Source organism: Streptomyces sp. NPDC001270, assembly GCF_042896695.1.
Classification (GTDB): Bacteria; Actinomycetota; Actinomycetes; order Streptomycetales; family Streptomycetaceae; genus Streptomyces.
Map to the genome: position 1 here is coordinate 17,701 of NZ_JBIAXM010000001.1, position 13,003 is coordinate 30,703.

Genomic DNA, 13,003 nt, shown 5'->3' on the forward strand with positions numbered 1-13,003 from the left:
GCACGGTTCGCCGTATGACGTCGGCAGACGGCCGACGTGATACGGCGAACCGTTTCTTTGGGGCTTGGGGCTTGGGGCTTGGGGCTTGGGGCTTGCGGGTCGGGGTTCGGAGTGCGGACCGCGGCGGAACTGCATGATCCGTACAAGCGTCCTCATCTGGGAACGTTGTGACACCAGATGGAAGGCAGTCAGTCTTGAGTGACGCGAAATCACGCCTGTCCCGTCGCGCGGCGCTGGCGCTCGGAGCCGGCGCGGGACTGGCCGCGGTCGTGCCCGCGACCGCGAGTGCGGCGGAAAGCGGTACGTCACCGGGCCGGAAACCGGGCCAGGAGGAAGTCCTGCGGCAGCTGGCGGACCTCGAACGGAACCATTCCGCCCGGCTCGGGGTGTTCGCCCGGAACACCGTCACCGGGCGGACGGTGCTCTACCGGGCGGACGAACTCTTCCCGATCTGCTCGACGGCCAAGACCCCGGCCGTCGCGGCGGTCCTGCGGGACCTCGACCGCGACGGCGAGTTCCTCGCCCAACGCATCCGCTACACCGAGCAGGACACCACGGACTCGGGCTACGCCCCCATCACGGGCCTGCCGGAGAACCTCGCGAACGGCATGACCGTCTCCGCACTGTGCGCCGCGGCCATCGACTACAGCGACAACGCCGCGATGAACCTCCTGCTGCGCGAGCTGGGCGGCCCGACCGCGGTCACCCGTTTCTGCCGCTCCATCGGGGACCGGACGACCCGGCTCGACCGGTTCGAGCCCGAGCTGAACTCGGCCGAGCCGTGGCGGGTGACCGACACCAGCAGCCCGCACGCCATCGGAGAGACCAACGCCCGGCTCGTGCTCGGCGACGCGCTCGACCGCGCGGACCGCGAGCGGCTGACCGACTGGATGCTGGCCAACACGACCAGCGGCCAGCGTTTCCGCAAGGGCCTGCCCGCCGACTGGACACTGGCCGACAAGACCGGCACGGGCGAGTACGGCACCACCAACGACGTGGGCATCGCCTGGACGCCGAAGAGGCAACCGGTGGTGCTGGCCGTGCTGTCCACGCAGCCGGAGGCCGACGCGGCCGCCGACGAACCGCTGGTCGCCGAGACCGCCGCGCTGCTCGCCGCCGCGCTCGGCTGACGGAAGCGGCACCGGCACGCCTCCCGCGCGGACCCGCCGCCCGGGGGCGCGGCGGCCGACTGCGCGTCGGCAAAAGGGGTAGCGGGGCGGGCGTAGCGTAGCTGTCATGACGAAGTACGGATCCTTCCCCGGTACCCGTCCCCGGCGCCTGCGCACCACCCCCGCCATGCGCCGCATGGTCGCCGAGACCCGGCTGCACCCGGCGGACTTCATCCTGCCCGCGTTCGTGCGGGAGGGTGTCAGTGAGCCGGTGCCGATCGCGGCCATGCCCGGTGTCGTGCAGCACACCCGGGACAGCCTGAAGAAGGCCGCCGCGCAGGCGGTCGAGGCGGGGATCTCCGGGATCATGCTGTTCGGGGTGCCCGAGGAGGCCAAGAAGGACGCCCTCGGGAGCGCGGGGACCGACCCGGACGGGATCCTCCAGGTCGCGATCCGGGACGTGCGGGCCGAGGTCGGCGACGAGCTGCTCGTCATGTCGGACCTGTGCCTGGACGAGACCACCGACCACGGGCACTGCGGGGTGCTTGACGCCCAGGGCCGTGTCGACAACGACGCCACCCTGGAGCGGTACGCCGAGATGGCTCAGGTGCAGGCCGACGCCGGCGCCCATGTGGTGGGGCCCAGCGGGATGATGGACGGCCAGATCGGTGTCGTCAGGGACGCGCTGGACCAGATCGGGCGGGAGGACGTGGCCGTGCTCGCCTACACCGCCAAGTACTCCTCGGCCTTCTACGGGCCGTTCCGGGAGGCCGTCGCCTCCTCGCTGGCCGGTGACCGCAAGACGTACCAGCAGGACCCGGCCAACTGGCGTGAGTCGCTGCGGGAGCTGGCGCTCGACCTCGAAGAGGGGGCGGATCTGGTGATGGTGAAGCCCGCCGGGCCCTACCTCGACATCCTGGCCCGGGTCGCCGACGCCGTGGACGTCCCCGTCGTCGCCTACCAGATCTCCGGCGAGTACTCGATGATCGAGGCCGCCGCGGAGAAGGGCTGGGTCGACCGGGACCGGGCCATCACCGAGACGCTGACCGGCATCAAGCGGGCCGGGGCCCGCACCATCCTCACCTACTGGGCCACCGAGGTCGCGCAGCGTCTGCGCTGACGGTCCGCGCACGGGCGGCCGGAGACCGGACGCGCCCCGGGCCGCACCGGCGCACGGCGTCCCGTATCGCACGGCGTCCCGCGTCGTACGCCGTACGGCCGCCGGCCTGTCGTCCGGGGCCGTACGGCCTTTCCGGCGGCCGGCGTTCACCACTGGAGGGCGTCGCTCGCCTCCTGCTGCCAGAAGCTGACCTTCAGCGAACTGTCGTAGTACACGCCCTTGGCCGGCAGCGTCGGGAGCGCGGACGGGCCGCCGCTGCTGTTGGGTGCCTTGCCCTGGAAGGCGACGGTGAGTTTGTGGCCGGTCGTGCCGCCGTCGCCCTCGGGGGACTCCAGCATGACGCCCGCGTATCCGGACTCACCCGGTGCGAGGGTCACCACGGCCTGCGGCTGGGTCTTCTTCTCTCCCTGTGGCGCCCACTGCATCTCGTCGAAGCGGAGCACCGGGTAGTACGTCAGGTCGCAGTACTTCGAGCCGGTGTTCTTGACCGTGATGAGCATGTGGTTGAGCGGGCGGGACACCGGCTCGGCGGTGACCCGGGTGTTGGAGCCGTTGCACAGGACGCGGTTCTCCGGGTCCCACGGGTCCGAGGCGCTGCCCGAACCGGACGACGAGCCCGAACCGGACGACGAGCCCGAACCGGACGACGCAGCCGAGCCGGAGGACGAGCCGGAGCCGGACGACGCGGCCGAACCGGAGTTGCCGCTCTGCTGGGGGGTGTCGGTGCCGGCGGTGGCCGACTTGGTGGAATCGCCGGTCTTCTGCTCCGGCGGCGTCGAGTGGTCCGTGGAGCCGGCCGGGGTGGCGGCGGAGAACGACGCGCCCTCGTCCCGCGTACCGGTGCCGTCGTTGCACGCCGTGAGCGCGAGGGCGGCGACCGCGACGCCGGTCGCGGCGAGCAGCCGGGTGCGGGAGCGGGCGGAGCGGGCGACACGGAAGGCGCGCATGTCTGCATCCTTTGCGGGAGACGGAGACCGGGCGCCGCTCGACCGGTTGCCGGGAGCGGCTGTGGACACGGCCACAGCCTGTGCGATGATCCGTCCCGACCACCACACACGACGGCCGATCAGGGACACTGGAACGGCTGCACCGGCTCTGACCTGAGGAAACGACCCATTCCTGGAACGGTGGGATGGGATACCGGGGGATGGAGGACACTCGTGTCGGACGGCACGTACGGATCCGATTTCGCGGAACTCCTGCGCACGCTGAAGGAACGCTCGCGGCTCAGCTACGGGGTGCTGGCGAAGCGGCTCCACATGAGCACGTCGACGCTGCACCGGTACTGCAACGGGGATGCCGTACCGACGGACTACGGTCCGATCGAGCGGCTGGCCCGGCTGTGCAAGGCCACGCCCGAGGAACTGGTCGAACTGCACCGGCGGTGGGTGCTGGCGGACGCGACACGGGGGAAGAGGACGGCGGCGTCGGCGGAGACCGCGCCGGCCCCGGGGGAGACCACCCCGGTCCCGGTGCGGGAGGCGCGGACCCCCTCGGGCACGACGGCGACCCCTGCGGCGGACGCGGAGACCCCTGCGGGGGACGTGGAGGCTCCTGCGGGGGACGTGGAGGCTCGTTCGGGAGAGGCGGGGACTCCTGAGGGAGAGGCGCGGCCCCGCGCGGCGGGCGCGGCGGCCGGCCCGGCGGATACGCGGGCCGTCCCGGCGGGCGCGGCGTACCCGGCTTCGCGCCCGGACACCGCGGCACCCGGTACGGAAGCCGTCCCGTTCGGCACCGACACGGTGGCGAACGACGTCCTGGCTGCTCCCGGGGACCTCACCGCCTCCCGTCGGCCCACTGCGCCCGACCGGCCCCGCCACTCCCGCCGTACCGCCGTGCTCGCCGGTGTCGCCGTGGCCGCGGTGCTCGGGGCGGTGGCGCTGACCCTGAATCTGGCGTCCGGCGGGAAACAGGGCGACGACGGCCGCAGCCCCGTCGGGGCCGCCGCGCCCAACGACGTCTCCGCGCCGCCGACCAAGGTCTCGCCCTCGTCCTCGGCCTCCGCCTCGAAGCAGGCCGGGCCCGGGGCGAAGACGTCGCCGTCCGCCACGGGCTCCGCGACCCCCAGCCGGACCGGCGACGCGCCCGCGGGCGGCGACGGGACGAACAGCGGGCCGCTGCTCACCGTGAACACCAAGCCGTTCACCTGGGAAGACCCCTGCTCCCAGCACTATTTGATCGACCGGGCCCCGACGGAGATCGGCCCGCCGCCAGTGGAGCAGGACGCGCCGGCCTGGGTGGCGGCGTACAAGGCGGTGTCGGCCGGGGAGCAGTTGCTGACGGTGACGGTGCAGGGCACCGGCGCGGACACGGTGGTCCTCGACGGGCTCCAGGTCCGGGTGGTCGGCAGGGACGCGCCGCTGGCCTGGAACGACTACGCCGTGGGAGTCGGCTGCGGCGGCAATGTGCCGACCCGTCCCTTCACCGTCGCCCTCGATGCCGCGCGGCCGGTCGTGGTGGCCGGGTCGGGGCAGCGGAACTTCCCGTTCAAGGTCAGCGAGTCGGACCCGGAGGTCTTCCGGATCACCGCGCAGGCGTCGGCGTACGACGTGACCTGGTACCTGGAGCTGTCCTGGTCCAGTGGCAACCGGAAGGGCACCCTGGTCATCGACGACCACGGGAAGCCGTTCCGGACGAGCGGCAACAACGGGCGTCCGGCCTACGACTTCCCGCTCGGCGGCGAGAAGTGGGAGAAGGCGCCGGTCAACTCCTCCTGAGCGGTGCGCGGGTCCCGAAGGCCGTCCGGTCCACCGACCGGGCGGCCTTCCGCTTTCCCGCCGGCCGGGTCCGCGCGGGCCCCGGGCTGCACGAGGCCCACACCATTCCCCCGGCTTCGTCTAACCCGGCCTTCACCTCTCCCTTACTTTCCCGTAAGGTGCATGCGCACGCACAGGCGAACCGTACGGATGCGCCCCGATCGTGCCGATGTCGTCCGTCGTCGCCGGGGAGTGTCGTGAAGCGCATCCTGATCCGTTCCGGGAAGAGTCCGTTCCGTGTGGCCACGCCCCCGGAGTTCATCCAGCAGGACCTGATCGGGACGAACACCGGCAATCTGCTCTTCAGTGACTCCGCCCACAAGATGCTGATGACCCCGGACACCGAGGTCACCTCCAACGGCATCCGCACCGACCCGTCGCCCGAGCGCGCCGCCGAGATCAACGAGCAGTACGACGTCTTCGTCGTCCCGCTGGCCAACGCCTTCCGGCCGTCGTTCCACGCCTCGCTCGACCGGCTGTCCACGCTGATCGAGCAACTCACCATCCCGGTCGTCGTGTTCGGCGTGGGCGCCCAGGCGGGGGACGACTACGAGACCGCGGGCCTGAAGCCGATGGAGGCGTCGGTCAGACGCTTCGTCTCCGCCGTCCTCGACCGGTCGGCGTCCATCGGGGTCCGCGGTGAGCTGACCGCCCGCTATCTGACGGGCCTCGGTTTCGGAGCCGACCGGATCGACATCATCGGCTGCCCGTCCATGTTCCTCCACGGCGGCACCTTCCCCGAGATCCGCGCCGCCGAGATCACCGCCGGCTCGCGCATCGCCCTGAACCTCTCGCCCGACGCGCTGCCCGTCGGCGACCTCACCGGCATCGCCGACCACGCGTGGCGGCACTACCCCCGCCTCACCTACTACGCGCAGAACACCTCCGACGCGGAACTGCTGCTGTGGGGAGACACCAGCCCCGAGTCGGGCCTGACGGACCCCTTTCCCCGCCGGTCCAGCCACGTCCTGCTCCAGGAGGACAAGGTCCGGATGCCGCTGGACCCGGCGACCTGGATCGACGAACTGCGCGGCTACGACTTCGCCTACGGCACCCGCATCCACGGCAACGTCGCCGCCCTGCTGGCCGGCACGCCCGCGGTCGTCCTCACCCACGACTCGCGGACCCTGGAGCTGTGCCGGTACTTCGAGATACCGCACCGCCCGCTCTCCGCGCTGCCGGGCGACACCGACCCGCGCGACCTGTACGAGGACGCCGACCACTCGGCGATGATCAAGGGCCACGGTGAACGCTTCGAGCGGATCGTCGCCTTCCTCGACCGCAACGGCCTGGACAACGCCTACACCCACGGCGACGGCGGCGCCTCCTTCGAGGCCCGGCTCGCCGCGCTGGAGCTGCCCGCGTCGATGCCGGTCTGGGACGGCTCGGACGACGGACAGCTGGGCTACCGAGTGAGCCGGCTGCGGGAGCGCATCACCGCCGCCGACGCACGGATCGACCAGCGCGTCGAGGAGACCAGGCAACTGCGCACCCGGCTGACCGCGGCCGAGAAGCGCGAGGCCGCGACCGCCCGTGAACTGGACGCCGTACGCGGGGAACTGGCCGCGGCCCGCAAGCAGCTCGCCGCGGTGGAGCGCCGGATCGGCGGCGTCGAGAAGCGGGTGCTGGTCAAGGTCGGCCCGGCGCTGCGGCGGCGGGTGCGGAAGCTGTCCCGCTCCGCGGGCAAGGACTGACGGGCCGCGGACCGGCCCGTCGCGGCTCCGACGGCCGCGCGCGGCTGCCCATCCCCGCACGGCCGCGCACCTCCCGGTGCGTCCCCGCACGGCCGCGCACCCTCCGTGCATCCCCGCACGGCCGCGCACCTCCCGGTGCGTCGCCGCACGGTCGCGCACCCTCCGTGCATCCCCGCACGGCCGCGCACCCCCCGGTGCGTCCCCGCACGGCCGCGCACCCTCCGTGCATCCCCGCACGGCCGCGCATCCTTGCACGTCCGCTCGACACCGCACGGCCGCTCAGCTCCGCCGTGGGCTCACCCCCGGCGGGGGCCCGCCGTCCCGGCGAGGCCCGTCAGTCCCACCAGAAGGACCAGACGCGTGCTCCGATCAGCTCCTCCGCGTAGTCGCTCAGGCCGGCCGGCCCGTCCTGGGTGATGGTGTCCGGGCAGAACGCGAAGTGCTCGGCCGCCAGTGCCTCGGCGTCGGTCCGGTCGGCGGGCGGTGCGGCCACCGAGACGACCAGGGAGTCGAAGCCGAGGGCGACCACGCGTATGCCGAAGCGGTCCTCCCACGAGCGCAGGACCGCGCAGAGCCGGGCCACGTCGTCCTCGTGGTTGACCGGGCCGGACCAGCCGATGGCCGCGGGGATGTCGGCGGATCGGCGGGCCGGGACGAGGGCCAGATGCGGATCCTTGAACCCGGCGGGGGCCCGACCGCCCGCGTCGGCACCGCTCAGGAGATCGGCGACCTGGGCGGCACAGGCGCCGGGTTCGACGGTGAGCGACCCGGCGGGGGCGAACCCGGGCCAGTCCGCCTCGGCGGACGCGTGGCGCCGGTCCGGCCCGGAGCCGTCCCCGTCCGCCGCGCCGCCCTCGCCCTCGGCCTCCCACTGCCCCGCGTCCCAGTGCTCCACGAGCACGTCCTCGGCGTCGTGGTCGCCCGGGTACGAGGTGTGCGCCGGGGACAACTCCCAGTGCTCCGGACCGCCTTGGGGATCGCCCAGATCGATGAGCACGGGCAGCAGGCCCACACGGCCGGCCGGTGCGCCCAGCGCCGCCCAGCTGCCGGGCGTGGCCGACTTCTCGGCGTGCCACAGCAGGGGCTCCGGCCACGGCCCGTCGTCCGTCTCGTCGATCAGCCTCCCGGGCGGGAGCTGCAGCCCGAGGGAACGCCCGCTCGGGTCGGCCGCCAGCTTGGGCAGTGGGTTGGGAAGAGTCGCCATGCGGGTGACTGTAGAGGCAGCCTCTGACAGAACGGCAGGAGCCTCGGCCGACGCGGCCCGCTCGGGCGGCGGCAGAGAATCCGAACGGCGTTGTCAGTGGCGGCTGTTACAACGGTGGTGCGGGTGTCCAACAGGGGCACCCCACTCATGGAGGGGGTACATCTGTGCGTACACGCACAGGATGGCGACACACCCTGGTCGGCGTACTGACGGGCCTGACCGCGACCTTCGGCCTCACCGCGGCTCTGACCGAGCCCGCGGCCGCGGCCACCGGGACTCCGGCGGCCGTCACCAAGTACAGCTACACCAGTGAGGCCGGGGACTACATCGGCCAGGGCCGGACCGCGTCGTACACACCGGGCACGGCGACGATCAACGCGGGGGGCACCGCCGCATACGTGCGCTTCCGGGTGCAGACCGACACCACCTGGTGGGACGTCGAACTGGCCGCTCCGAAGGGGGAGGAGCTGCACCCGGGCGTCTACCGCAACGCCGAACGGGCGGCCTTCCGCACGGGCCGCGCGCCGGGCCTGGACGTCTCCGGCGACGGACGCGGCTGCAACGAGGTCTACGGGCAGTTCTCGATCAACCAGATCGAGACCGACGACTCCGGCGCGATCACCGTGCTCGACGCCGGCTACACCCAGCACTGCGAAGGCGCCACGGCCCCGGCGCTCAAGGGTGTCGTCAAGTACCAGGCGTACCCGTTGTCCTACGGCTACACCAGCGACTCCGGCGACTACATAGGCCAGGGGGCCGCCAAGAACTTCACCGGCTCCACCAGCACCTTCTCGCTCAGCGGTAACGCGGGCGGGGTCTCGTACAACGTCTCGGGCAACCGTGAGTACTGGACGGCGCAGCTGAGCGCGCCCTCCGGTGAGCAGCTGGAAGCCGGCCGGACCTACCAGGCCGAGCGGTTCAACGGGGCCGGTGTCGCCGGGCTCGACGTGTACGGCAGCGGGCGCGGCTGCAACCAGGTGTCGGGCGAGTTCACCGTCACCAAGCTCGCGCTCGACACCGACGGCAGCGTCAAGGCGCTGGCGGCTACCTTCGTCCAGCACTGCGAGGGCGTCGACGCGGCGCTGCACGGCACGATCCACTACTACGCCTGACAACAGCCTGCACGGCTGACGGCGACCGCTCTGACGGCGACCGCTCTGACGGCGGCCACAGCTGACGGTGGCGATGCCTGACGGTGGTGATGCCGCCTCAAGGTGGCGACGCGGTCCCGCACCCGGCGAGCGAGCCGGGTGCGGGACCGCGGGGGTCGGGTCGACCGCAGGGGTCAGAGCCGCTCGGGCGTGCGGATGCCCAGCAGGCCCATGCCGCGGTGCAGCGTGCGGGCCGTGAGGTCGACGAGGAACAGCCGGTTCTCCGTCTGCTCCGGAGTGTCGGCCTTCAGGACCGGGCACTGGTCGTAGAACGTCGTCAGCAGCGTGGCCAGGTGGTACAGGTACGAGGCCAGCTTGTGCGGCTCGTACCCGGTGGCCACCTCGCGGATCGTCTCGGCGAACTGGTCCAGGTGCAGGCCCAGTGCCCGCTCGGCCGGCGCCAGCGGCAGCTCCGGACGGGCGGCCGGCGAGGCCCCGCCCGCCTTGCGGAGGATCGACTGGATACGGGCGTACGCGTACTGGAGGTAGACGGACGTGTCGCCGTTCAGCGACACCATCTGGTCCAGGTCGAACTTGTAGTCCCGCACCGCCGATGTCGACAGGTCCGCGTACTTGACGGCGCCGATGCCGACGTACCGGCCGTTCTCGACGATCTCCTGCTCGGACAGGCCCACCTTCTCGGCCTTCTCCCGGACGACGGCCGTCGCACGCTCCGTCGCCTCGTCGAGCAGGTCCTCCAGCCTGACCGTCTCGCCCTCACGCGTCTTGAACGGCTTGCCGTCCTTGCCGAGGACCGTGCCGAAGGCCAGCTGCTGCGCCTTCACGTCCTCGTTCAGCCAGCCCGCCCGGCGGGCCGTCTCGAAGACCATCCGGAAGTGCAGCGACTGGCGGGCGTCGACCACGTACAGCAGCGTGTCCGCCTTCAGGTTGAAGACGCGGTCCCTGATCGCCGACAGGTCCGTCGCCGCGTAGCCGTAGCCGCCGTCGGACTTCTGCACGATCAGCGGGACCGGGTTGCCGTCCGGGCCCTTGATGTCCTCGAAGAAGACGCAGAGCGCGCCCTCGGAGCGGACCGCCACGCCGGACTCCTCCAGGAGGCGGCAGGTCTCGGCCAGCATGTCGTTGTAGCCGGACTCGCCGACGATGTCCGGGTCGTGGACCTCCATGTCCAGCTTCTCGAAGACGGAGAAGAAGTAGATCTTCGATTCGTCCACGAACTTCTGCCACGTGGCCAGCGTCTTCGGCTCGCCCGCCTGGAGGTCGACCACCCGGCGCCGGGCCCGCGTCTTGAACTCCGCGTCGGAGTCGAACAGCTTGCGCGCCGTCTTGTAGAGGCGGTCGAGGTTCGACATCGCCTCCTCACCGGTCACCTGGCCGGCCCTGTGGTCCAGCTCGTGCGGGTGCTCGTCCAGGTACTGGATGAGCATGCCGAACTGGGTGCCCCAGTCGCCGATGTGGTGCCGGCGGACCACGTTCTCGCCGGTGAACTCCAGGATCTGGACCACCGCGTCGCCGATCACGGCGGAGCGCAGGTGGCCGACGTGCATTTCCTTCGCCACGTTCGGCTGGGCGTAGTCGATCACCGTGGTGCCCGGGTGCTCGGCGTAGGGCACACCGAGGCGCTCGGTGTCCGCGTACCGCGCGGCCAGGTTCCGGGTGATCGCCCCGTCGGCGACCGTGATGTTCAGGAAGCCGGGTCCGGAGACCTCGACGTCCTCGATCACGTCACCGGTGGCGACCCGGGAGACGACCTGCGTCGCCAGTTCCCGGGGGTTCGCCTTGGCCTTCTTGGCGAGCGCCAGGATGCCGTTGGCCTGGAAGTCGGCCCGGTCGCTTCGTCGCAGCAGCGGGTCCGCGCCGGCGGCCTCGGGCAGGGTGACCGAGAGGGCGGACGCGAGGTGCTGCTGGACGGAGTCGCTGAGGGACGTGACCGAGGCCATAGGAAGGGGTGCCGTTCTCCTCGTGGGAATGGATAGACCCACTCAGTATCCCACGGGGGTAAAGCGGTTTTCCCGGGTGCGCGGCGGTCTGGGAGAATGGACCGGTCAGCCGTGTGACCGTACGGGCTGCCCTCCGGAGAAAGAAGGACGTGCCGACCGTGGCTCAGAGCACCGAGAACACCGACTGGGTCTCCCGTTTCGCGGATGAGGTCATCGAGGAGTCGGAGCGTCGGGCCCCGGGCAAGGCGACGCCTGCCGCCACCGCTCCGGTGATCGTCGTGGCGTCGGGGCTCTCCCCTTCCGGGCCCATCCACCTGGGCAACCTCCGCGAGGTCATGACCCCGCACCTGGTCGCCGACGAGATCCGGCGGCGCGGCCACCGGGTGCGGCACCTCATCTCCTGGGACGACTACGACCGTTACCGCAAGGTGCCGGCCGGTGTCGCGGGCGTCGACGAGTCCTGGGCCGAGCACATCGGCAAGCCGCTGACCTCGGTGCCCGCCCCGAAGGGTTCCGCGCACCCGAACTGGGCCGAGCACTTCAAGGCCGCCATGATCGAGTCGCTGGCCGAGCTGGGTGTGGAGTTCGACGGGATCAGCCAGACCGCGCAGTACACCTCGGGTGTCTACCGCGAGCAGGTCCTGCACGCCATGAAGCACCGCGCGGACATCGACGCGATCCTGGCCCAGTACCGGACCAAGCCGAAGCCCGCGAAGAAGCAGCAGCAGAAGGCGGTCGACGAGGCCGAGCTGGAGGCCGAGGAGGGCTCGGGCGCGGCCGGTGAGGACGACGGCAGCTCCGGCTCCGCCGGGTACTTCCCGTACAAGCCGTACTGCGGCAGCTGCGAGAAGGACCTCACCACCGTCACCGGGTACGACGACGACACCACCGAGCTGACCTACACCTGCGACGCCTGCGGCTTCTCGGAGACCGTGCGGCTGAGCGAGTTCAACCGCGGCAAGCTGGTGTGGAAGGTCGACTGGCCGATGCGGTGGGCGTACGAGGGCGTCGTCTTCGAGCCCTCCGGCGTCGACCACTCCTCGCCGGGGTCGAGCTTCCAGGTCGGCGGCCAGATCGTCGGGATCTTCGGCGGCAAGCAGCCGATCGGCCCGATGTACGCCTTCGTCGGGATCAGCGGCATGGCGAAGATGTCCTCGTCCCGCGGCGGCGTGCCCACCCCGGGCGACGCGCTGAAGATCATGGAGCCGCAGATCCTGCGCTGGCTGTACGCCCGCAGGCGGCCCAACCAGTCCTTCAAGATCGCCTTCGACCAGGAGATCCAGCGGCTCTACGACGAGTGGGACAAGCTCGCCGGCAAGGTCGCCGCGGGAGACTCCGCGCTCCCCGGGGACGTGGCCGCCTACACGCGTGCCGTCGGTACGGCCGCCGGTGAGCTGCCGAGGACGCCGCGTCCGCTGCCGTACCGCACGCTGGCGTCCGTCGCCGACGTCACCGCGGGCCACCAGGACCAGGCCCTGCGCATCCTGTCCGAACTCGACCCGGCCGACGCGCCGGCCTCGCTCGACGAGGTCCGCCCGCGGTACGACAAGGCCGAGGCGTGGATCAACACCTATGTCCCGGCCGACCAGCGCACCATCGTGCGTGACGAGCCGGACGCCGAACTGCTGAAGTCGCTCGACGAGCAGGACCAGCGGTCGCTGCGGCTGCTGCTCGACGGCCTGGCCGGGCAGTGGTCGCTGGACGGGCTGACCCACCTCGTGTACGGCGTGCCCAAGGTGCAGGCCGGGTTCCCCGCCGACGCCACGCCGAAGGAGCTGCCGCCGGAGATCAAGACCGCCCAGCGGTCGTTCTTCGCGCTGCTGTACCACCTGCTCGTCGGACGCGACACCGGGCCGCGGCTGCCCACGCTGCTGCTGGCGGTCGGGCAGGAGCGTGTGCGGGTCCTTCTCGGGGAGTAGGGGGCTCTTTGCCGGGTGGGGTGCGGGTTGTTGTTCGGCTGCGGGCTCGTTGTGGCTGGTCGCGCAGTTCCCCGCGCCCCTGATGGGGGTGGCGCGTTGTTGGTTGGGTGCGGGTTGGTTGCGGGTTTTGCGCAGTTCCCCGCGCCCCT

Annotated in this window: 9 protein-coding genes; 6 read left to right on the forward strand and 3 right to left on the reverse strand. The window is 71.7% G+C overall.

The genetic code is table 11. The annotated features are described in order from the left end of the window. Window positions 1-194 precede the first annotated feature (194 nt). A complete protein-coding gene (gene bla, locus ACFY2B_RS00095) occupies window positions 195-1,130 on the forward strand; it encodes a class A beta-lactamase (RefSeq protein ID WP_390760887.1) in 936 nt (311 codons plus the stop codon). 106 nt (window positions 1,131-1,236) lie between these two features. Continuing rightward, a complete protein-coding gene (hemB, locus tag ACFY2B_RS00100; protein WP_390760888.1) occupies window positions 1,237-2,229 on the forward strand; it encodes a porphobilinogen synthase in 993 nt (330 codons plus the stop codon). A gap of 146 nt (window positions 2,230-2,375) precedes the next feature. Here the strand turns inward: hemB and ACFY2B_RS00105 are convergent, their stop codons facing one another. Then, window positions 2,376-3,176, reverse strand: coding sequence for a DUF4232 domain-containing protein (locus tag ACFY2B_RS00105; protein WP_390760889.1), 801 nt, complete (start codon window positions 3,174-3,176; stop codon window positions 2,376-2,378). A gap of 213 nt (window positions 3,177-3,389) precedes the next feature. Between ACFY2B_RS00105 and ACFY2B_RS00110 the strand changes: the two genes are divergently transcribed. Together ACFY2B_RS00110 and ACFY2B_RS00115 are read left to right on the forward strand one after the other, a co-directional pair. Beyond that, window positions 3,390-4,946 carry a helix-turn-helix domain-containing protein gene (locus ACFY2B_RS00110; protein ID WP_390760890.1) on the forward strand — a complete coding sequence of 519 codons (1,557 nt, stop codon included), beginning with the start codon at window positions 3,390-3,392 and terminating at the stop codon, window positions 4,944-4,946. A 236-nt stretch (window positions 4,947-5,182) separates the two neighbouring features. Then, window positions 5,183-6,679 carry a polysaccharide pyruvyl transferase family protein gene (locus tag ACFY2B_RS00115; RefSeq protein ID WP_390760891.1) on the forward strand — a complete coding sequence of 499 codons (1,497 nt, stop codon included), beginning with the start codon at window positions 5,183-5,185 and terminating at the stop codon, window positions 6,677-6,679. Window positions 6,680-7,013: 334 nt separating this feature from the next. On the opposite strand, the gene ACFY2B_RS00120 is transcribed toward ACFY2B_RS00115, so the two are convergent. After that, on the reverse strand, window positions 7,014-7,883 hold the full coding sequence (locus ACFY2B_RS00120; RefSeq protein WP_390760892.1) for a DUF4253 domain-containing protein: 870 nt from the start codon (window positions 7,881-7,883) through the stop codon (window positions 7,014-7,016). Window positions 7,884-8,047: 164 nt separating this feature from the next. Between ACFY2B_RS00120 and ACFY2B_RS00125 the strand changes: the two genes are divergently transcribed. Continuing rightward, window positions 8,048-8,995 (forward strand): hypothetical protein, encoded by a 948-nt coding sequence (locus ACFY2B_RS00125; RefSeq protein ID WP_390760893.1) that lies wholly within the window; start codon window positions 8,048-8,050, stop codon window positions 8,993-8,995. Window positions 8,996-9,168: 173 nt separating this feature from the next. Here the strand turns inward: ACFY2B_RS00125 and argS are convergent, their stop codons facing one another. Then, a complete protein-coding gene (argS, locus tag ACFY2B_RS00130; protein ID WP_390760894.1) occupies window positions 9,169-10,935 on the reverse strand; it encodes an arginine--tRNA ligase in 1,767 nt (588 codons plus the stop codon). 149 nt (window positions 10,936-11,084) lie between these two features. On the opposite strand from argS, the gene lysS reads away from it, so the two are divergent. Then, a complete protein-coding gene (gene lysS / locus ACFY2B_RS00135) occupies window positions 11,085-12,854 on the forward strand; it encodes a lysine--tRNA ligase (protein WP_390760895.1) in 1,770 nt (589 codons plus the stop codon). Window positions 12,855-13,003: the final 149 nt, after the last annotated feature.

Coding starts and splice junctions, on each gene's coding strand:
- hemB (WP_390760888.1), top strand. CDS start 1,237: ATGACGAAGTACGGATCCTTCCCCGGTACCCGTCCCCGGCGCCTGCGC.
- ACFY2B_RS00105 (WP_390760889.1), bottom strand. CDS start 3,176: ATGCGCGCCTTCCGTGTCGCCCGCTCCGCCCGCTCCCGCACCCGGCTG.
- ACFY2B_RS00120 (WP_390760892.1), bottom strand. CDS start 7,883: ATGGCGACTCTTCCCAACCCACTGCCCAAGCTGGCGGCCGACCCGAGC.
- argS (WP_390760894.1), bottom strand. CDS start 10,935: ATGGCCTCGGTCACGTCCCTCAGCGACTCCGTCCAGCAGCACCTCGCG.